This is a genomic window from Methylobacterium oryzae (assembly GCF_021398735.1).
Taxonomy (GTDB): domain Bacteria; phylum Pseudomonadota; class Alphaproteobacteria; order Rhizobiales; family Beijerinckiaceae; genus Methylobacterium.
Genome location: NZ_CP090349.1, coordinates 502,501 through 521,890, shown reverse-complemented (window position 1 = coordinate 521,890; position 19,390 = coordinate 502,501). Strand labels below are relative to the sequence as shown.

General features: G+C 71.9%; 14 protein-coding genes, 2 pseudogenes and 1 other annotated feature. Of the genes and pseudogenes, 4 read left to right on the top strand and 12 right to left on the bottom strand.

Annotated elements, in window-relative coordinates; genetic code table 11:
* Positions 1-23 precede the first annotated feature (23 nt).
* From LXM90_RS02460 to LXM90_RS02415, 10 genes are all read right to left on the bottom strand, one after another.
* A complete protein-coding gene (locus LXM90_RS02460) occupies positions 24-767 on the bottom strand; it encodes an ABC transporter ATP-binding protein (protein WP_234081639.1) in 744 nt (247 codons plus the stop codon).
* Positions 760-2,589 carry an ABC transporter permease subunit gene (locus tag LXM90_RS02455; RefSeq protein WP_020096059.1) on the bottom strand — a complete coding sequence of 610 codons (1,830 nt, stop codon included), beginning with the start codon at positions 2,587-2,589 and terminating at the stop codon, positions 760-762. Before LXM90_RS02455 ends, LXM90_RS02460 begins: the two co-directional genes overlap by 8 nt.
* Entirely contained in the window at positions 2,582-3,415 is an 834-nt protein-coding gene (locus LXM90_RS02450) for a branched-chain amino acid ABC transporter permease (protein WP_020096060.1), read from the bottom strand. The genes LXM90_RS02455 and LXM90_RS02450 overlap by 8 nt, the downstream gene beginning before the upstream one ends.
* Before the next feature lie 357 nt (positions 3,416-3,772).
* Complete coding sequence (locus LXM90_RS02445) at positions 3,773-4,939, bottom strand: substrate-binding protein (RefSeq protein ID WP_020096061.1); 1,167 nt, start codon at positions 4,937-4,939, stop codon at positions 3,773-3,775.
* Between the two features lie 37 nt (positions 4,940-4,976).
* Positions 4,977-5,822, bottom strand: coding sequence for a nitrilase family protein (locus tag LXM90_RS02440; protein WP_020096062.1), 846 nt, complete (start codon positions 5,820-5,822; stop codon positions 4,977-4,979).
* Positions 5,823-5,997: 175 nt separating this feature from the next.
* Positions 5,998-6,624, bottom strand: coding sequence for an ANTAR domain-containing response regulator (locus LXM90_RS02435; protein WP_020096063.1), 627 nt, complete (start codon positions 6,622-6,624; stop codon positions 5,998-6,000).
* The gene (locus tag LXM90_RS02430; RefSeq protein ID WP_020096064.1) at positions 6,621-7,775 is read right to left on the bottom strand and encodes a transporter substrate-binding domain-containing protein; all 1,155 of its coding nucleotides are present in this window, start codon (positions 7,773-7,775) and stop codon (positions 6,621-6,623) included. Before LXM90_RS02430 ends, LXM90_RS02435 begins: the two co-directional genes overlap by 4 nt.
* A gap of 110 nt (positions 7,776-7,885) precedes the next feature.
* Positions 7,886-8,380 (bottom strand): hypothetical protein, encoded by a 495-nt coding sequence (locus LXM90_RS02425; RefSeq protein WP_020096065.1) that lies wholly within the window; start codon positions 8,378-8,380, stop codon positions 7,886-7,888.
* Positions 8,381-8,390: 10 nt separating this feature from the next.
* Positions 8,391-9,536: a zinc-dependent alcohol dehydrogenase gene (locus LXM90_RS02420; protein ID WP_234082917.1), complete on the bottom strand. Its 1,146-nt coding sequence runs from the start codon at positions 9,534-9,536 to the stop codon at positions 8,391-8,393.
* Positions 9,537-9,645: 109 nt separating this feature from the next.
* Complete coding sequence (locus tag LXM90_RS02415) at positions 9,646-10,224, bottom strand: DNA-3-methyladenine glycosylase (protein WP_234081637.1); 579 nt, start codon at positions 10,222-10,224, stop codon at positions 9,646-9,648.
* Between the two features lie 153 nt (positions 10,225-10,377).
* Here LXM90_RS02415 and LXM90_RS02410 point away from each other — a divergent pair, with 153 nt between their 5' ends.
* Positions 10,378-12,102, top strand: coding sequence for an adenylate/guanylate cyclase domain-containing protein (locus LXM90_RS02410; RefSeq protein ID WP_234081635.1), 1,725 nt, complete (start codon positions 10,378-10,380; stop codon positions 12,100-12,102).
* A 123-nt stretch (positions 12,103-12,225) separates the two neighbouring features.
* Here LXM90_RS02410 and LXM90_RS02405 read toward each other — a convergent pair whose 3' ends face one another.
* Entirely contained in the window at positions 12,226-13,497 is a 1,272-nt protein-coding gene (locus tag LXM90_RS02405; protein WP_234081633.1) for an MFS transporter, read from the bottom strand.
* Positions 13,498-13,590: 93 nt separating this feature from the next.
* Between LXM90_RS02405 and gcvA the strand changes: the two genes are divergently transcribed.
* Positions 13,591-14,478 (top strand): transcriptional regulator GcvA, encoded by an 888-nt coding sequence (gene gcvA / locus LXM90_RS02400; protein WP_234081632.1) that lies wholly within the window; start codon positions 13,591-13,593, stop codon positions 14,476-14,478.
* 198 nt (positions 14,479-14,676) lie between these two features.
* Positions 14,677-16,821 (top strand): helicase-related protein, encoded by a 2,145-nt coding sequence (locus LXM90_RS02395; RefSeq protein WP_234081631.1) that lies wholly within the window; start codon positions 14,677-14,679, stop codon positions 16,819-16,821.
* Between the two features lie 279 nt (positions 16,822-17,100).
* Here the strand turns inward: LXM90_RS02395 and LXM90_RS02390 are convergent.
* A pseudogene (locus tag LXM90_RS02390) lies at positions 17,101-18,110 on the bottom strand (transposase); the annotation flags it as partial.
* Positions 18,111-18,157: 47 nt separating this feature from the next.
* Here LXM90_RS02390 and LXM90_RS02385 point away from each other — a divergent pair.
* A pseudogene (locus LXM90_RS02385) lies at positions 18,158-19,386 on the top strand (IS3 family transposase).
* Positions 18,439-18,555: a sequence feature (AL1L pseudoknot), on the top strand. (Overlaps the previous pseudogene by 117 nt.)
* Positions 19,387-19,390: the final 4 nt, after the last annotated feature.

Genomic DNA, 19,390 nt, shown 5'->3' with positions numbered 1-19,390 from the left:
ACGGTGGCGGATCCGGGTCGACCTCACACCGCCAGATGGTCGATGACGCGTGCCCGCGCGTCCGGCGCCTGCGCCGGACCGCTGTCGACGATCTCGCCGAGCTTGAGGACGGCGTAGCGATCGGCGAGCGCCAGCGCGAAGGCGACGTGCTGCTCCACCACCAGCATGGACACGCCCGCGGCCCGCTCGGCCTGGAGCACGCCGCGCAGGCGCTCGACCATGGAGGGCTGCACGCCCTCGGAGATCTCGTCGATCAGCAGGAGGCGCGGGCGCAGCATCAGGGCGCGCCCGAGGATCAGCATCTTCTGCTCGCCGCCCGAGAGGGTGCCGGCCCGCTGGGCCAGCCGGTCCTTCAGGAACGGGAAATGGCCGAACAGCCGCTCCAGCGCCTCCGGCAGCATCCGGTCGGAGGGCACCGCGAGGCGCAGGTTGTCGCGGATCGACAGGTCCTGGAACAGGGGCTGCTCCTGCGGCGCGTAGCCGACGCCGAGCGCGTTGAGCTTGGCCGGCGTGAGGCCGGCGAGCGCCTGGCCCCCGACCGTGATGGCGCCGCCGCGCAGGGCCACCATGCCCAGGACGGTCTTGAGCAGCGTGGTCTTGCCCATGCCGTTCTTGCCCAGCAGCGCCACGATCTCCCCCGGCCCGACCGAGAGGGACACGTCCCGCACGATGGCGACGGCGCCGTAGCCGCTCGACACCCCGTCGAGGGCGAGGGCGGCCCCCGCCGGCGCGATCTGCCGTGTTGCCCGCCGTGCTGCCTCACCCATGGGCGCCTCCCGAGTAGATGGTCCGGACCAGTTCGGAGCCCACGACGTCCTCGACCGTGCCGTCCAGGACCAGCCGGCCCTGGTGCAGCACCACGATCCGCGACGAGATCTCGCGCACGAAATCGAGGTCGTGCTCGACCAGCACGGCGGCGATCCGGCCCTCGGCGGTGAGCGCCTTGAGGACGGTCCCGATGGTGGTGCGCTCGGCCTTGGTCAGGCCCGCGGTGGGCTCGTCGAGCAGGATCAGCCGCGGCTCCAGCGCCACCACCATGGCGAGCTCCAGCGCCTGCTTCTGGCCGTGGGACAGGAGGCGCGACGGCTGCGTCAGCTGGCGGTCGAGGCCGGTCATGCGCAGGACGTCGAGGGCGGGCTGCGGCAGGCCCAGCGTCTCGGCCCGCCCGACCGGGCTCAGGCCGTCGTGGGACGCCCGGGCGAGGCGGAGGCAGTCGGCCACCGACAGGCTCTCGAACACGCTCGCCACCTGGAACTTGCGCCCGACGCCGAGGCCGACGATCCGGTTCGGCGTCAGCCCGGTGATCGGCGTGCCGCCGACGGCGATCGCGCCCTTGAACGGCTCGGTGCCGTCGCTGAGGCAGCGCATCAGCGTGGTCTTGCCGGCGCCGTTGGGCCCGACGAGGCTGACGAGCTCGCCCGCCCGGATCTCGAGGTCGATGCCCTCCAGCACCGTCAGGGCGCCGTAGGCCTTAGCGAGGTTCTCGACCTTGAGGATCGGGGTCCCGGTCGCCTCGGTGCCGGTCACCTCCGGCCCGGCCGCCTCGGTCCCGGCCGCCCGCGCGACGAGGCGCGGCGGCGCCGGCTGCCGCCGGCCCACCGGCAGCGCCCGCCAGAGGCGGCCGACGAGGTCGGCGAGGCCGCCCGGCAGCAGGATGATGATGACCACGAAGGCCGAGCCCAGGAGGAGCTGCCAGAGGAACGGCAGGTCGCCCGAGAGATTCGCCGCGAGGTAGTCGATCGCGACGGTGCCGAGCACCGGGCCGAGCAGCGTGCCGCGGCCGCCGAGCGCCACCCAGATGACCAGCTCGGTGCCGAACAGGAAGCCGGCATTCTCGGGCGCGACCACGCCCGAGGCGTTGGCGAACAGGAAGCCCGCGAGCCCCGCCACCGCGGCGAGGGACGCGGTGAGCCGGATCTGCAGGCGCCGCGGGTTGAGGCCGAGATAGGCGCAGCGCGCCTCGTTGTCCCGGAGCGCCACGAGGGCACGGCCGGCATCGGCCCGGACCAGGATCCAGGCCGCCAGCGTGACGGCGATCAGGAACAGGGCCGCGAGGCGGAAATAGCCCTCGGTCTCGAAGGGCAGCACGTCGAAGCCGACGAGGCCGCTGCTGGAGCCGGTCCATTCCCCGCCCGCGTAGATGAGCTGCACGACGACGATCGGGACGACGAGCGAGATCACCGAGGCGTAGAGCGGGGTCGAGCGGTGGTAGAAGGACAGCCAGCCGACCGCGAGGCCGAGCAGGGCCGGCGCGACGAGCGCCGCCGCGATGGCCGCGGCGATCCCGAGCGGCGTCGCCCCGTAGGCGGCGAGGATCATCGCGGTGGCGTAGGCGCCGATGCCGAAGAACGCCGCCTGGCCGAAGGTCAGGATCCCCGCGAAGCCCCAGAGCAGGTCCACCGTGACGGCCAGCACCGCGTAGATCATCGAGCGGGTCAGGACGTTGACCGCGAAGGTGTCGAGGACGAGCGGCGCGATCCAGAGGGCCAGCGCCGCCAGGCCCGCGACCACGAAGGGCGCGGCGCGGGACAGGCGGCGTCCGCGGGGCGCCGCGGCGGCACGCTCGGCGACGGGCAGGGTCTCAAGCACGGGAGAAACCTTTCGGGCTGATCCGCAGCACGAGGGCGGCGAGCACCGCGACGGCGATGCTGCCCAGGATCGGGCTCACGAAGGTGCTGATCAGGACCTGCGCGGCCCCGAAGACCAGGCAGGCCGCCGCGAGCGCCAGGTACGAGGCGTCGGCGACCATCACCAGCATGAAGGCGCCGATCAGCCAGGAGACGCCCATGTTCGGATCGACGCTGGTGAGCGGCGTGAGCAGGACGCCGGCGAGGCCCGCGAAGCCGGCGCCGAGCATGAACACGACGAGGCGCACCCGGCCCGTGTCGATGCCGAGGCTGCGCGCCAGGGTCTCGTTCATGATCACCGCCCGGGCCGAGAGGCCGAGCCGTGTCCGCTCGATGGTGAGCGCGAACAGCGTGCCGATCGCCAGCGCGATGCCGAGCGCCACGAGGCGGTAGGCCGAGTAGTCGACGCCGAGGAACGCGACGGTGCCGGCGTAGAGGTTCGGGGTGAGCTGGACGTCCCGGCCGAAGGCCAGGGTGATGAGCTGCCCGACCACGATGCCGAGCCCCCAGGTGGCGAGAATCGCGTCCAGCGGCCGCCGGTAGAGCGGGCGGATGATGAAGTGCTCGGCGAGCCCGCCGAGCGCCGCGCCGACGACGAAGGCGAGCGGCAGGGCGAGCCACGGATTGAGCCCGAGCCTGGCGGTCACCACCGCGCAGTAGGCGCCGACCGTCAGCCACGCCCCGTGGGCGAAGTTGATGATCTTGAGCACGCCGAAGATCGCCAGGAGGCCGATCGCGACGATGAACAGGATCGCCGCCGTGGTCAGGATGTCGAGGGTGAGCAGCATCGGGGATTCCGGGTGCGCGTGTCGTCGCGGGCTGAGGGAGGGATTTGGCGGGTGACGACGGTCCCCTCCCCCTCTGCGGGCTTGCCGAGTCACGTATCGACCACGGCACCGCGGCTTCCGGACCGGGCGCGGGTCCCCTCTCCCGTGCGGGAGAGGGACAGGGTGAGGGGTGTGACCTCTCCGGAGAAGTCTCGTCCGAGACAGCGCGACGACGGCGCACTCGATCCTGGAGCGTCTAATCCCTCACCCCAACCCTCTCCCGCACGGGAGCGGGGGCACGTGGCGCTCCGTCATCGACGTCGGCGCGAGACGGGTGGATATCGTCGCCCGCCCGGGCGAGGCCTCGTGCCCCGCCCCTCACTGCAGCTTCGGGCACTGCTCGCCGGGATCGACGTCCTTGAAGGTGCCGGCGACCTTCACGGTGCCGTCCTTCTGGATCTGGCCGAGATACATGGTCAGCGGCGCGTGGTGCTGCTTGCTCATGGTGATCGTGCCCCGCGGCCCGGTGAAGCTCACGGTCGGGAGCGCCTCCAGCACCTTGGCGGTCTCGGTCCCGCCCGCCTTCTCGACGGCGGCCTTGTAGAGGTAGATCGCCTCGTATTCCGGCACCGAGAGGTCGTTCGGCGTGCGCAGCTCCGCGCCGAACTTCTTCTGCATCGCCGCCAGGAACGCCTTGTTCTCCGGGCTGTCGATCCCGGTGACGTAGGAGGCCGAGAGGTAGACGCCCTCAGCGTCCGCGCCCATGCTCTTGGCGGTGCCCTCGTCCAGCGCGAGGTTGGCGAAGGGCAGCGACACGCCCGCGCCGCGCAGCTGCTTGGTCAGCGTCACGTTCGGCGCGCCGCCCGCCGTCGAGGTGATCAGCGCGTCGGGCTTGGCCTCCTTCAGCTTGGAGATGATCGCCGTCCAGTCGCTGCCGTCCATCGGCAGGTACTCCTCGCCGACCACCTTGCCGCCGGTCTTCTCGACGTAGCTCTTGGCGAAGCCCAGCATGCCGCGGCCGAAGGCGTAGTCGCTGCCGATCAGGAAGTAGGTCTTGGCGCCCTTCGCCTTGAAGGCGTCCACCACCGGCGGCACCTGCTGCTCCGGCACCCAGGCGTCCACGAACATGTTCTTGTTGCAGGAATGGCCCTCGTAGAACGAGGTGTAGATGTACGGCACCTTCCCCTTGGTGACGGCGGGCAGGCCGGCGTTGCGGGCCGCGCTCGTCTCCATCGAGATCAGGACGTCGACCTTCTTCTGGTAGATCAGGCTGTCGAAGGCCTTCTGGGCGCCGGCCGCCCCCGAGGCGTCGTCGGCCACCTCTAGGACGAGCTTGCGGCCGAGGACGCCGCCCTTGGCGTTGATCTCCTCCACGGCGAGCTCGGCCGACTGCACCACCGAGGGGGCGACGACGCTGTTGGCGCCCGACAGGCCGATCGGGATGCCGATGACGATCGGCTTGCCGTCGGCGGCCTGCGCGGCCGTGGCGGCCTGCGCGGCGGCGAGGGCGAGCGCGGCGGCGCCGACGAGGGACCATTTCACCATGAACGAACTCCTTGGATGACGACGGTGCGAAGCGGGCTCAGCCGTAGATGTCGGCGCGGCGGTCGCGCAGGAGCGAGTTGAACGCGTTGAGGTCCTTGCGCCCGGCCGCGTCGAGGTCGACCAGCGCCGAGACGGTCTCGGTCCGGTCGCGGCTCGCCGGGCCGGCGAGCGGCCAGCCCTTGGGGCCGATGATCAGGCTCTGCCCCTCGAAGGGCTGGCCGCGCTCGACGCCGACCCGGTCGGCGCAGGCGATGAAGATGCCGTTCGAGTGCGCGGCGGCCCGGTGCAGGGTGTTGGCCATGGCGGCCTCACCGTCGGGCTGGTCGGGCATCGGCACCCAGTTGGTCGGGATGCAGACGATCTCGGCGCCGGCGAGCGCCAGCTGCCGGAAGGTCTCGGGGAACCAGCCGTCGTAGCAGATGGCGACGCCGACCTTCCCGAGCGCGGTGTCGAAGACCGGGAAGCCGAGATCGCCCCTGGCGAAGAACACGTTCTCCTGATCCCAGAGATGCGCCTTACGGTAGGTGCCGATGTAGCCCTCCGGCCCGACGATCACGGCGGCGTTGTAGAGGGTCTCGCCGGCGGACTCGGCGATGCCCGCCACGATGTGCACGCCGAGCTCCGCGGCGAGCGCCGCCCAGGCGCGGGTGGTCGGGCCGTCCGGCACCGGCTCGGCCAGCGCGGCGGCCTCCGCGGCGGATTCGAACACGTAGCCGGTGCTCGCGAGTTCCGGCAGCACGATCAGCCGGCCGCCCTCGGCGGCGGCCGCGCGGACGAGGTCCGACGCGCGCGCCATGTTCGCGTCGACCGCGCCGAATTCCGGCTCGAACTGGATGCACGACACCCGTATCGGCGGGCGCGCGGGATCGTTCGCCTGGACCATGAGAGCTCCGAAACGCAAAAAGCCCCTGGGCGCGGAGACAGATCATCCGCGAACCAGAGGCTTCAAAGCCGTGATGTCGTGCAGCACTGCTGCTGCGGGGCAACCTTGCCCGGTTAGACTACGATACGCACCCCGAAACAGACCGCAAGACCATAAATGCGGCAGGCTGCTGCGATCAAGTCTTTTCCGCCAACGCGATGCGCAGGCCGAGTCCGCTCATCGCCTCGTGGGCGGAGACCACGCTCTCGGCCACGCTCGCCATCGGCACACGGGCGGCGGTGGCCCGGTCCCGGAGCATCTTGTAGGCGGCGTCCTCGTCGATCCGGTTCAGGTCCACGAGCAGCCGGACCGCCTTCTCGACGGTGCGGCGGCCCTTCATGGTCTCCTCCAGCCGGTTGATCTTGCTGGTGAGCCGGCCCTCGTAACCGCGCCGGTAGCGGGCCAGGGCGAACTGGGTGAGCACGCCCCGCGGGTGGAGCGGCTTGTTGAGCACGCCGTGGGCGTTGACGTCCGCGATCGCCTTCAGCGAGGTCGGGCTCTCGTAGGCCACGATGGCGATGACCGCCGGCTCGATCGCCTCGATCGACGGCAGCAGGTGCATCACCTGGGCGTCGTCGAGCTGGATGAACAGCGTGTCGATGTCGGCCGGCAGGGCGGCGGGCGGCGGCCACGCCAGGGAGACCGCGCAGCCGAGGCGGCGGAGCTGCTCCAGCAAAGCGGCGGCCTCCTCGTCCCGGGGATGGATGACGAGGGCGCGGGCGCGCCGCAGGTCGTCCAGGATCTTGCGGGCGGGGGCGGTCACGCGGCGAGCCCCTCCTCCAGCCAGTTCGTCTCGAACCGGGACCACGCGAGGTACGGGTCGGGCCGCACCGGCCGCCGCGCCCGCCAGACGACGTCGAACTGCCCGTCCGCGCGGGCGACCCCGATGCCGGGGGTGAGCCAGATGTGGCGCGTCTCGCCGTCGAAGGCGAGTTCGCCCTCCGGCGCCGCGAGGCGCTGCCGCAGGGCCGCCGCGCCGAGGCGCTCGGCGTCGAGGGTGCCGGCCTCCGCGAGCGCCCGGGCGAAGAGGTGGACCTGCGCGTAGGCGGTCTCCGACCACATGCTGGTGGGGCGCTCAGGCCCGAACCGGGCCTGGAAGGCGGCGACGAAGCGCCGGTTCTCCTCGCCGGGCAGCGCGCCGAAATACGGCGCCGCGAGGACGTGGCCGGTGCAGTGCTCGGGGCCGATCGCGCGGATCTGGCCCTCCGCCAGGGTGAGGCTGGCGATCGGGCAGCGGGCGCGGTCGATGCCGGACGCGGCGTAGGCGCGGTAGAGCCGCTCGGCGCCGCGCCCCACCACCGTGGAGAAGACCGCGTCCGGAGCGGCGTCGCGGATCGCCGCGATCATGGCGGCGTGGGCCGCGTCGTCCGCGTCGAGGGCCGCGTACAGCTCGCCCACGATGGTCCCGCCCTTCGCCTCGATCAGGTCGCGCATGACCCGGTTCGATTCCCGCGGGTAGATGTAGTCGGAGCCGATCAGGAAGATCCGCGGCCCGTGCTCCTGCATCAGGTAGTCGGCCAGGGCGAAGACGTTCTGGTTGAGGGTCGCGCCGGTGTAGATGATGTTCTCCGAGTACTCGAAGCCCTCGTAGATCGACGGGTACCAGAGCAGGCCGTTGTGCCGCTCCACGGTGGACATGACCGACTTCCGGCTCGCCGAGAGCGAGCAGCCGAACACCACCTCGACCCCGTCCTCGGCGAGCATCCGCCGGGCCAGGGTGCGGTAGGCGTCGTTGTCGCCGGCGGGGTCGTAGCAGACGGGCTCGATCGGGCGCCCGAGCACGCCGCCCGCCCGGTTGATCTCCTCGATCGCCAGGGCGGTGCCGAGGAAGTGCTCGGTCTCGGTGATGCCGCTCACCCCGCTGCGGGAGAACAGGACGCCGACCCGCCACGTCGCTTCATCCTTGGCCGCCATGGTCCCCCCGGGCTCGCCGCAGGCACCCGGAGGGCTGCGCGCCCCGCTGTCCTAGCCGAGGGAGGACCCGCCGCGAAAGCCGTTCCCCGCGCCGTCGTCCGGGGGCGGCCCTAGCGCCGCTGCGCCCGGGCCAGGCGCGAGACCAGGATCCCGAGCCCGATCGCCGCGCCGGTCAGCGCGAGCTTCGCCGCCAGCCCGGACCGGTTGTGGGCCAGCTCGGCCCGGGCGCCCATCTCGGCCGGGACGTTGGGGACGCGGCCCCGCGCGAGGTCGTCGACCACGCCCTCGACCACGTTCACCCGGTCGGCGGCCATCAGCATCAGCCAGTGCGCCCACTGGGACTCGCTGTAGCGGAACGCCTGCCGGCGGATGACGCCGCTCACGCCGCGCGGCGGGGTCGACGTGCCGACGACCGCCGGCCGGGCGTTGTACTCGATCGAGGTGAGGACCTCGACGCGCGCCCGCTGCTGCGGCGGCCGCGTCCAGTTCATGCCCCGGCTGTCGTCGCGCGCGATGTCGCGCATCGGGTAGGTCGGATCGTTCTGCGGATCCGCGTCGACGCCCCAGCCCGGGACCGTCGACGGATCGATCGGACGGTTTCTCATCGCCCCCTCCTCACGCGCGTGCCGTCGGGGGGACCAGGACCGGCTTGATGCAGCCGTCGAGCTTGGCCGAGAAGAGGTGGTAGGCATCCGCGGCCTCCTCGAGGGGCACCTTGTGGGTGATCAGTTCCTTGGGGTTCAGGCGGCCCGCCTCGATATGGGCGATCAGCTTCGGCAGCAGGCGCTTCACCGAGGCCTGGTTGGCCCGGATGGTGATGCCCTTGTTCAGGACGTTGCCGATCGGGATCAGGTTGCCGGTCGGCCCGTAGACCCCGACGATCGAGACGATCCCGCCCTTCTTGACCGAGTTGATCGCCCAGTGGAGCGCCACCGCCGAGCCGCCCTCGAGCTTCAGCTTGGTCCCCATCAGGGTGTGCAGGGCGCTCCCCGCCGCGTCGCCGCCGACCGCGTCGATGCAGACGTCGGCCCCGAGGGAGTCGGTGGTCTTCTTCAGGAAGACCACGGGATCCCCGATCGAGCGGAAATTGTAGACCTCGGCGGGACAGTACCGCCGCGCGAAGTCGAGCCGGTACTCGACGTGGTCGATGACGATCACCCGCCCGGCCCCGAACAGCCACGCGCAGCGCGCCGCCATGATGCCGACCGGTCCGGCGCCGAAGACCACGACGGTGTCGCCGCGCTGGATCCCGCCCATCTCGGCCGCCTGATAGCCGGTCGGCACGACGTCGGTGAGCAGCACCGCGTCGTCGAGGTCCATCGTCTCGGGGATCTTGCAGGGGCCGACATCGGCGTAGGGCACCCGCACGTACTCGGCCTGGCCGCCGTCGTAGCCGCCGGCGGTGTGCGAGTATCCGTAGATGCCGCCGACCGCGGTCGCCTGCGCGTTCGCCTCGTGGCAGTTCCCGAACAGCCCCTGCTTGCAGAAGTGACAGCGGCCGCAGGCGATGTTGAACGGGACCAGCACGTGGTCGCCGACGGCGAGATTGCGCACGCCGGAGCCGACCTCCTCAACAACGCCCGTGAATTCGTGGCCGAACGTCATGCCGACGCGCGTATCCGGCACCATTCCATGGTACAGGTGAAGATCAGATCCGCAGACGCAGGTCCGCGTAACTCGGATGACCGCATCCTCAACATGCTCGCACACCGGGATCGGCTTGCGATCGACGCGCACGCGGTACGGTCCGCGGTAGTTCATCGCCAGCATGCTGGGGCTCCCTCGTCCACGACCGGGGAACCGCAGGCGGATGCCCAAGTTCCCGGCGGCCGCGGCGGGGCGCGAGGTGGGGCGCGGCGGGCGGCCGCCCTCAGCCGGCGGCCGGCCCCGCCTTCCGCGCCGGGCGGCTCACGAACCGGGAGCCGGCGAGCAGGAAGCGCCAGGGCGTCTCGGCGCCGCGGGTGATGCCGATGCGCCGGTCGCTGACCACGTCGACGCCCCCGGAATCACCCGCAGCGCGGGGCTCGAACCGGAACGGCGCCCGCGCGAGGGGCGCCCCGTCGAGCGCGTCGGTGACGCCGAGGGCCTGGCAGAGGCGGCCGGGGCCGGCGCAGAGGAGGCGCGGATCCTCCAGGCCGCGGCGCGCCCGCATCGCGGGAAGCCCCTCGGTCGGCGCGAGGGCCCGGAGCAGCACGGCGCTGCCGGGCTCGCAGACGAGGTTCAGGCACCAGTGCATCCCGTAGGACCGGTACACGTAGGCGTGGGCCGGCGGGCCGAACATGCTGGCGTTGCGCCGGGTCGGGCCGCGGAAGCTGTGGGAGGCCGGATCGGTGCTGTCGTAGGCCTCGGTCTCGACGATGATCCCGCCGGCCGCGCCGACGAACAGGCGGGCGCCGATCAGGTCAGAGGCCACCGCGGCGGCGGCGCGGGCGAAGAACGTATCCAGCATCGGGGCTCCGGCGCGGGCGGCCCCGCGCGATCCGCGTCGCCGGGATCCGGCGGAGCGCGGGCGATTAGAAATAAATCGGACGCCGCGGAAGTCTTGCTGGTACGAGGGGCCCGTGAATGGCGGGCCCAGAACCGATCCCCTCGGACCTCCAGCATGGTGCGCACAGCCTCGATCGCGACGCTCCGGTCCGCCGAGTCGGGCGCGCAACCCCGGTCCGCCCCGCGCGCCGCGCGGCTCCGCCTGAACCTGCGGCGCCTCCGGCTGGCCAGCGGCCTGATCCTGTTCGGCTACGTGCTGACCCACTTGCTGAACCACGCCCTGGGCAACGTCTCCCTCGACGCCATGGAAGACGGCCTCGACCTCGTCACGGCCGTCTGGCTCAACCCCGTCGGCCTGACGCTGCTCTACGGCGCCCTGGTGGTCCACCTGCTGCTCGGGCTCCAGGCCCTCTACGCGGCCCGCTTCTTCCACTGGCGGCCGTCCGAGACCCTGCAGCTGGTCTCGGGCCTGCTGATCCCGCCGCTGCTCATCAGCCACATCGTCGGGACCCGGGTCTCCTTCGTCACCGAGGGGCTCGACAAGGGCTACGCGCAGGAACTCTACGCCTTCTGGATCGCCTCGCCGATCCTCGGCCTGATGCAGGTCACGGTCCTGGTCGTCGCCTGGATCCACGGCTGCATGGGCCTGTATTTCTGGCTGCGGCTGAAGCCCGGCTTCGACCGCATGGCGCCCTGGCTGCTGGCGCTCGCGGTGCTGGTTCCGGTCCTGTCGCTGCTGGGCTTCGCGCAGGGCGGCCGGATGGTCCTGACCCTGGCGCAGGATCCGGCGTGGCGCGCGGCGGCGCTCCGGCCGGTCCATGTCGGGCTGCCCGAACAGGTGGCGCGGCTCGCCGCGATCCGGGACGGGCTGCTCGGGACCTACGCGGGCCTCGTGGCGGCGGTGATCGCGGCCCGCGGCGCGCGGACGCTCGCCGAGATCAAGCGCGGCACGATCCGGCTCAGCTACCCGGACGGCCGGGTGGTGCGGGTGCCCCGCGGCACGAGCGTCCTGGAGGCGAGCCGGCGCAACCGGATCCCCCACGCCAGCGTCTGCGGCGGCCGCGGCCGGTGCTCGACCTGCCGGATCCGGGTGACGGACGGCAGCGACGGGGCACCGGCGCCCGGCCGCACGGAGCGGGCGGTGCTGGAGCGCATCGCGGCCGGCCCGGGGGTGCGCCTCGCCTGCCAGTTCCGGCCCGAGACCGACATGGCCGTGGTGCCGCTGCTGCCGCCGCAGCCGCGCATGCGCCAGGCCGACCTGCTCGACCGGGCGCAGTCCGGCGAGGAGCGCTTCATCGTGGCGATGTTCGTCGACCTGCGCGGCTCGACGCGGCTCGCCGAGGAGCGCCTGCCCTACGACACGGTGTTCATCATCAACCGCTTCCTGGGCGCGGTCGGCGACGCCGTCCGCGAGGCCGGCGGCTCGACCAACCAGTTCCTCGGCGACGGTCTGCTGGCCCTGTTCGGCCTGGAGACGGAAGCCGAGGCAGCCGCCCGGGAGGCCCTGAAGGCGATCGACCTCATCGCCGAGTCGGTCGACACCCTGAACGGGCTCCTGGCGGCCGACCTGGAGCACACCCTCCGGTACGGGATCGGCGTGCATGCCGGCCCGGCGATCGTCGGCGAGATGGGCGACGCCACCGACGCGCGGTTCACGGCGCTCGGCGACACCGTCAACGTCGCGGCCCGGCTCCAGGGCCTGACCAAGGTCCTCGGCTGCGTGGCGGTGGTGTCGGAGGCGGTCTACGCGGCGGCCCGCGTGGCGCCGGCGGAGATCCGGGACGTGGCGGTGGACGGCCGGTCCGAGGCCGTCAGGGTCAGCACCCTCGGAAACGCCTGACGCAAACGTCTTCGCGAGCGGAGCGAAGCAATCCAGGGTGGCGTCGCGCTGCCGAGAAGTCCCGCTGCCCTGGGTCGCTTCGCTGCGCTCGCGATGACGGGTGATCCGAGCGGACGGCGCGCCTCAGGCCCGCTGCCGGTGCGCCGTCCTCAGGCGCGGCGCCAGGGCCAGCATCAGCGGCACCACGGCGAGCGCCGTCCCGGCCGCCGCCACGGCCGCCCAGTGCGGGCCGGCGGCGTCGCCGAGCCGGCCGTAGAGCAGCGGTGCCGCCAGCGCGCTGCCGCCGAGCGTCCAGGTGTAGAACACCGCGAAGGCCCGCTCGACCCGGCCGCCGGGCGCCAACTCCGGGACGGTCCCGTAGAGCACCGACGAGGTGCCGTTCAGCATCACGCCGAGCAGCGGCAGCAGGATCAGCCCGGGGGCCAGCGGCAGCACGATCACCGCCAGGATCGCGAGCGCGGTCCCGGTCTCGGTGAGGATCACGGTCCGGGTCACGCCGAGGCGTTCCCCGAGGCGCCCGCAGACCGCCTTGCCGAGCGCGCCGCCGACGAAGACCAGCGACAGGGCGAGGCCCACCGTGGTCAGCGCCGCGCCCTTCTCCTGCAGCAGGAACGGCAGGTAGAGCAGGAAGGCCGGCCGCGCGGCGTTGTCGAGCATGCCGATCGCGACGAGCAGGCGGAAGCCCGTGCCGCTCCCCCGCCCGGTCGCGGACGGATGGGGCGCCGGACGCGCAGCGGCGCAGCTGCGTGACGCCGGATCACGCGGCAGCAGGCGCGCGACCGCGAGCGCGACCACGATCCCCGCGCCGGCGATCACCCAGAGCGCGTGCCGCCAGCCGGTCAGGGTCAGCAGCAGGCCGACCAGGGGCGGGACCGCCGCCTTCCCGAGATCGCCGGTGAAATTGTAGGTGCCGAGCGGGCCGCGGGCGCCGGGTCCGTAGGCCCGGGCGATCACCGCCGAGGCCAGCGGATGCTGGGTGCTGCTGCCGGCGCCGCCGAGCAGGAGGCCGATCCCGAGCCCGACGAGGCCGCCCGAGGCGCCGGCGATCGCGTAGCCGGCCGCGCTGAGCACCGTGCCGAGCACCAGCACGGTGCGGGCACCCCAGGCCTGGGCGAGGCGGCTCGCCGGCATCTGCAGCGCCGCCAGTGCGCCGTTGTAGAGGGAGCGCAGGAAGGCCAGGGCGACGTAGTCGAGGCCGAACTCCGCCTGCCAGACCGGCAGCAGCACGTAGATCAGGTCCGTGTAGCCGTCGTGCAGGGCGTGGTTCACGCCGGTGGCCACCAGCGTGCGCCGGGCGTCCGGCAGGGACGCGGCCCGGGAGGACGCAGTTTCGGAAGACGCGGGTTCGGAAGACGCGGGTTCGGAAGACGCGGTCAGATCGGACGCGACGGACATCCAGCCATCCTTCGTGGTGCGGCGGCAGGATGGCGCCCTGGCCCGGAGCTGACAAACGACTTATGCTGACGCTCGCGTGAGGAAACCTGACCTGTGCACCGTCGCCTGCCGCCCCTCAACGCCGTGAAAGCCTTCGAGGCGGCCGCGCGGCATGGGAGCTTCACCCGCGCGGCGGGCGAGCTGCGGGTCACCCACGGGGCGGTCAGCCGGCACGTCCAGACGCTGGAGGGCTGGCTCGGGCTGCCGCTGTTCGAGCGCCACAACCGGCGCGTGGTCCTCACCGAGGCCGGCACGGCCTACGCCACCGAGATCGGCGCCGCCCTCGACCGCATCGCCCTTGCCACCGCCCGGCAGGCCGAGCGCGGCCGGCCGCGCCTGCTGCACGTGAACGCGCTGGCCACCTTCACACTCCGCTGGCTGATCCCGCGCCTGTCGGGCTTCCAGCGGGCCAACCCGTCGATCGAGGTGCGGCTGACCACCTCGAACGTGCCCCTCGCCAGCCTGGCGGAGCCGTTCGACGTGGCGATCCGGGGCGGGCCGGACAGCCGGCCGGGCCACCGCGCGGAGCCGTTCCTGTCCGAGCGGCGCATCCCGGTCTGCAGCCCGGACCTGCTGCGGCGGCTGCCTCTCCGGGTGCCGGCGGATCTCCGGCAACACACGCTGCTGCACGCCGCGACGCTGCCGCGGGTCTGGCCCGACTGGCTGCGGGCGGCGGGCGTCCCGGAGCTGGCGCCGCGGGCCACGGTGACGCTGGAGCACTTCTACCTGACCCTCCAGGCCGCCCTCGACGGGCTCGGCGTCGCCATGGGGCCCGAGCGGCTGATCGCCGACGACGTCGCGGCCGGCCGCCTGACCCTGCCCTTCCCGGGCCCCGCCCTGCCGGCGCGGAGCTACTACACCTACGTCCCGGAGCCACGGGCGGAGGATCCGGCGGTGCGGGCCTTCTGCGGCTGGCTCGCCGAGGCGGCGCGGCATCCGTGAGATTCCGTCTTTGTGAGCGCAGCGAAGCAACCCAGTGTCGCGCAACGCTGGGACCCGTGGCGCTGCTGGATTGCTTCGCTGCGCTCGCAAAGACGATGTCACCGTAGCGCCCGAACGCAGTTCGGCGCATGGATCGGATCCGGAACGCCCCCGACCGCGTCGGGGTTGGCGTCAGACGCTTCTGCCGAAGGTGACCGCATGGCGCGCAAGCGTCTCCGCCCGACGATCGAGAGCCTGATCGAGTCCCTGGGGCGGCTCGGCGTCGCCCCGGAGGCGGTCGACCTCGACCGGCTGCTCGCCCAGCTCGACCTGCCCGATTACGGCGCCGAGGTCGACGACGACCGCGTCGCCCGGGCGCTCCGGGAGATGCGGGCCGCCCGGGCCTTCGCGGAGACCGGCGTCCCGGCGATCCGGAAGGCGATCCCCAACCTCCGGGCCGTGGTCACCAAGGACCACCGCATCACTTGGCTGATCCGGACCGAGATCCCGCTCCTCGACAACGGCCGCCTGGACCTGCGCCTCGACATGGCCCCCGAGCCGGAGGCGGCCGAGATCCTCGCCCGCATGGCCGCCCGGAACGACCCGGCCCACCGGCTGGAGGACCTGCGCGAGGCCGTGGCGCGCACGGCCCTCCAGGCGACCCGCGCCCTGCACAAGCCGGTCGACCGGCTGCGGGCGCAGCTCCTCGTGGACCTGCGCGAGGTCGGGGCTGACGCCGCCGCCTACATCGCCCACATGGACCGCTCGCTCCGGTCGCGGGTCTTCACGTACGGCCCGAAGCTCGCCCGCGGCCTCAACGACACGCTCACCCCCGTCCGCCGCCACGCCAAGGCGGTGGCGCGCGAGGGTTCGCGCCTGCGGCGGCTGCGCGATCAGGTCGGCTTCGGCGCCTATATCGAGCGGTTCACCGCCGCCCGGCGCCTCGACCGGAAGATCGTGTTCCACATGGGGCCGACCAATTCCGGCAAGACCTACGCGGCCCTCCAGCACCTGACGGCGGCCGAGACCGGGGCCTATCTCGCGCCGCTCCGGCTGCTGGCGCTGGAGAACTACGAGACCCTGCGCGAGCGGGGCCTGCGCGCCGGCATGATCACCGGCGAGGAAGTGCTGGGCGAGGCTGACCCGACCCACACCGCCCGCACCATCGAGACCGCCGACCTGACCCGCCCCATCGACGTCGCGGTGATCGACGAGATCCAGATGCTGTCGGACCCCGACCGCGGCTGGGCCTGGACCAACGCGCTGTTCGGCGTCGCCGCCAGGACCGTGATCGTCTGCGGCTCCGACGACGCCCTGTCGTATGTCCGCCGCGCCGCCGAGGCCGCCGACGAGTCCCTGGAGGTGATCCCCTTCACCCGCAAGTCGCCGCTCCTGCTGCTGGAGGAGCCGGTGCCGCTGGAGAAGGTCGAGGCCGGGGACGCGGTCGTGGCCTTCTCCCGCCGGGCCGTGCACGAGAATCGCGAGGTCCTCGTCGCCCGCGGCCACCGGGTCGCGACCATCTACGGCGCCCTGTCGCCGGAGGTCCGCCGGGCCGAGGCCGCGCGCTTCCGCTCCGGCGAGGCCAACGTGCTGGTGACCACCGACGCGATCGGCATGGGGCTCAACCTCGGCCCGCTGAAGCGGATCGTGTTCTCGGCGGTGCGCAAGTGGGACGGGACCGCCGAGCGGGCGCTGACCCATTCCGAGATCCGGCAGATCGCCGGCCGGGCCGGCCGCTACGGCCACCAGGATGTCGGCTACGTGGCGGCGACCGACCCGTACGGCGCCGAGCCGATCCGCACCGCCCTCTCGGGTGCCCCGACGGCGCCGGCGGCCGACACGCGCTTCTTCGTCCGCCCGGATCTCGGGGCGATCCGCTCGGTGGCCGAGGAGATGCGCACGCACAGCCTGCACGAGGTGCTGACCCACTTCGCCCGGGCGACTTTCTACGCGGGCTCGCCGTTCCAGCCCTCGGCCTTGGATGAGGTGCTGGAGGTGGCCCGGATCGTCGACCGGGCGCGGCTGCCGATCGAGGAGAAGTTCGCCTTCTCGGTCTGCCCGATCGACCGGCGCGACGAGATCGCCATGGGGCTGCTGGAGCGCTGGTGCCAGGCGCGCGCCGCCGGCCTCACGGTCCCGGCTCTGCGCGGCAACCTCTCGGGCGCGCTCGACTACCAGGAGCGGACCGTGAAGCTCGCCAGCGCCTATCTGTGGCTGTCGCGGCGCTTCCCCGAGACCTTCGACGACGTGGACGCCATCCGCCACATGCGCGGCCGGGCCAACGACGCCATCGAGCAGCACCTGCGCGAGACCGCGACCCGCAAGGCCGAGCGGCGCAGCCGGCGACCTGTCGGGGCGCGGTGAGACGCGGCATCGGGCCATGAAAAAAGCCCGCTGCGCGTTCGGCGCAGCGGGCTCTGTCAGATGACGTTGGTTGCGGGTCCCCGCAACACCCGATCTCGGCGCAATCCGGCGATTCGTTCTGAGCACAGATCGTTGATTACGAGGGAATGCAACGCTCTATTCTCGCGACTGATCGAAAGAGTTATACCGAAATTACCGGAGTAGCCTCTCAACCCGAGACAGGCTCAACTTCCTTTTGGACGTGCTTCGGTTCAGTGGCTCTTCGTCATTTCGTGTGGGTCAAGGAGCCAGAAGCACGCGACGGCGTAGAAGGTCGAAGCCGGCCCGGCCGTACATCAGTCGCTTGATCAGCTTCAGTTTCGTAATCTGGCCCTCGGATTGAGCGTAGCTCCACGGCATCGTCAACGCTGCCCTTACCGCGGCAGCATCAACGACGAGCCCGCTGGCGAACGTCTGCGCGGCTCGGATGCCGCTCGCCTTCGCCTCGACGATCCAAGCCCCGAACGCCGCCAGGCGTCGATCGCCATGTGCGGACGATCCGTTCCTTTTCCTCCCGGCCTCGCGTACGAACACGACGAAGCGCTGGATGAGCCTGTGTAGGGTGGCCGCGTCGGGATCCTGCACGATGCGCACGAGAAGAGCGCTATCGGCCGGGCTCAGCCGGTCCGGCGCCACCGTCATGATCCAGGCGAGGACCTTCGATCCCGACAGTTGCTCGCGCCGCGCCGGCAGCTCGGCCGAGCCGGGGCCGTCATGCCGGGGATGGCGTCACGCCAGCGTCGGGGTGTGGTGATCGCGACCTTCGTCCGTCGACTCTGCAGCCATTTGTGGACCTGCCGCGAGCCGCCCGCGTAACCGTGTTCGCGCAGCTCTCGCAGGAGCTGCAATCCGTTCTCGCAGCCCTCGGCACGGCGGCGCTTGAGATAGGCCAGCCAGGGGTCGAGCTGACTCGATCCGATCCGCCGTTCGCCATGTTCCGGGGGCCTATCCATGGAGGCGTAGCGCCGCACCGTTGCCGGTGCCAGAGGGATCGCGCGCGATCGCCATGATCGACTCGCCGGCCGCGCGGCGGCGCTGGACCTGTGCATGACGCACGGCTCTCCAACGTTGTGCCTCCTGCGCGGCAGCTTGATCTGTGCGGCTGCGTGGAAGGCGTGGTCGCGGGCGTAATCAGGAGCGGGAGCCGCCGAGCCGGAGGGGACGGGAATGGCACGCAAGCGGGCATGAGCGCCGACCAACCAGCGCTCCAGCATCTGGCGCGCGTTCAGAAGGAAATGCCAGCGATCTGAATCGCCCCGGGATTTTCGGAGGCTCCAACTCTTGAGAGACTGGAGCCATGACGAAGCATACCCCACCCTTTTCCCCTGAGGTTCGCGAGCGGGCAGTCCGGCTGGCCCGGGAGCATGAGAGCGAGCACGGTTCGCAATGGGCCGCGATCCAGTCGATCGCGGCCAAAATCGGTTGCTCTGGCGAAACGCTGCGCAAGTGGGTCCGTTAGGCCGAGCGCGACCGGGGCGTGCGGGCCGGACCGACGACGGATGAGCGCGAGCGGATCAAGGCGCTGGAGCGGGAGAACCGCGAGCTCCGGCAGGCCAACGAGATCCTCAGGAAGGCGAGCGCGTATTTTGCCCAGGCGGAGCTCGACCGCCGGTTCCGGTCATGATCGCCTTCATCGACGATCATCGTGCGCTCTACGGGGTCGAGCCGATCTGCAAGGTTCTGCCGATCGCCCCGTCGACGTACCACGCCCATGCCGCGCGACGAGCCGATCCCGGGAGGCTGTCGGCTCGAGCCAAGCGGGACGCGGCACTCATGGTCGAGATCCGGCGCGTGTACGAGGCAAACTTCCGGGTCTACGGCGTGCGCAAGGTCTGGCGGCAGCTCGCCCGCGAAGGGATCATTGTGGCGCGCTGCACGGTGGTCCGGCTGATGCGAACGATGGGCTTGGCTGGCGTCGTCCGGGGGCGGAGGGTTCGCACCACCGTTCCCGATCCGGCGGCGGCCTGCCCGCTCGACCGGGTCAATCGACAGTTCAGGGCCGAATGCCCGAACCGGCTATGGGTGGCGGATTTTACCTACATCGCCACCTGGGGCGGCTTCGTCTATGCGGCCTTCGTGATCGACGTCTTCGCCCGCCGGATCGTGGGCTGGCGTGTGTCGCGCTCGGCCCGGGCCGACTTCGTGCTCGATGCCTTGGAGCAGGCCCTGCACGAGCGCCGCCCCTTCGCCGGCAGCGGCCTCGTCTGTCACTCGGATCGCGGATCGCAATATGTGAGCATCCGCTACACCGAGCGCTTGGCCGAGGCGGGCGTCGAACCCTCCGTCGGCAGTGTTGGCGACTCGTACGATAACGCTCTCGCCGAGACGGTGATCGGCCTGTTCAAGGCGGAGGTCATCCATCGACGCGGGCCGTGGCGGTCCTTTGAGGCGGTCGAGTACGCCACGCTGGAATGGGTGGACTGGTTCAACCACCGTCGGCTGCTCGAACCAATCGGCCACATCCCTCCCGCCGAGGCGGAGGCACGCTATTATGCCCAGGCCGAGGTCCAAGCCTTGGCCGCCTGAGCCA

What these genes read in the sequence shown, in the direction of transcription:
- LXM90_RS02460 (WP_234081639.1), bottom strand. Translation starts at nt 767, where the DNA reads ATGGGTGAGGCAGCACGGCGGGCAACACGGCAGATCGCGCCGGCGGGG.
- LXM90_RS02450 (WP_020096060.1), bottom strand. Translation starts at nt 3,415, where the DNA reads ATGCTGCTCACCCTCGACATCCTGACCACGGCGGCGATCCTGTTCATC.
- LXM90_RS02445 (WP_020096061.1), bottom strand. Translation starts at nt 4,939, where the DNA reads ATGGTGAAATGGTCCCTCGTCGGCGCCGCCGCGCTCGCCCTCGCCGCC.
- LXM90_RS02440 (WP_020096062.1), bottom strand. Translation starts at nt 5,822, where the DNA reads ATGGTCCAGGCGAACGATCCCGCGCGCCCGCCGATACGGGTGTCGTGC.
- LXM90_RS02430 (WP_020096064.1), bottom strand. Translation starts at nt 7,775, where the DNA reads ATGGCGGCCAAGGATGAAGCGACGTGGCGGGTCGGCGTCCTGTTCTCC.
- LXM90_RS02425 (WP_020096065.1), bottom strand. Translation starts at nt 8,380, where the DNA reads ATGAGAAACCGTCCGATCGATCCGTCGACGGTCCCGGGCTGGGGCGTC.
- LXM90_RS02420 (WP_234082917.1), bottom strand. Translation starts at nt 9,536, where the DNA reads ATGAACTACCGCGGACCGTACCGCGTGCGCGTCGATCGCAAGCCGATC.
- LXM90_RS02415 (WP_234081637.1), bottom strand. Translation starts at nt 10,224, where the DNA reads ATGCTGGATACGTTCTTCGCCCGCGCCGCCGCCGCGGTGGCCTCTGAC.
- LXM90_RS02410 (WP_234081635.1), top strand. Translation starts at nt 10,378, where the DNA reads ATGGTGCGCACAGCCTCGATCGCGACGCTCCGGTCCGCCGAGTCGGGC.
- LXM90_RS02405 (WP_234081633.1), bottom strand. Translation starts at nt 13,497, where the DNA reads ATGTCCGTCGCGTCCGATCTGACCGCGTCTTCCGAACCCGCGTCTTCC.
- LXM90_RS02395 (WP_234081631.1), top strand. Translation starts at nt 14,677, where the DNA reads ATGGCGCGCAAGCGTCTCCGCCCGACGATCGAGAGCCTGATCGAGTCC.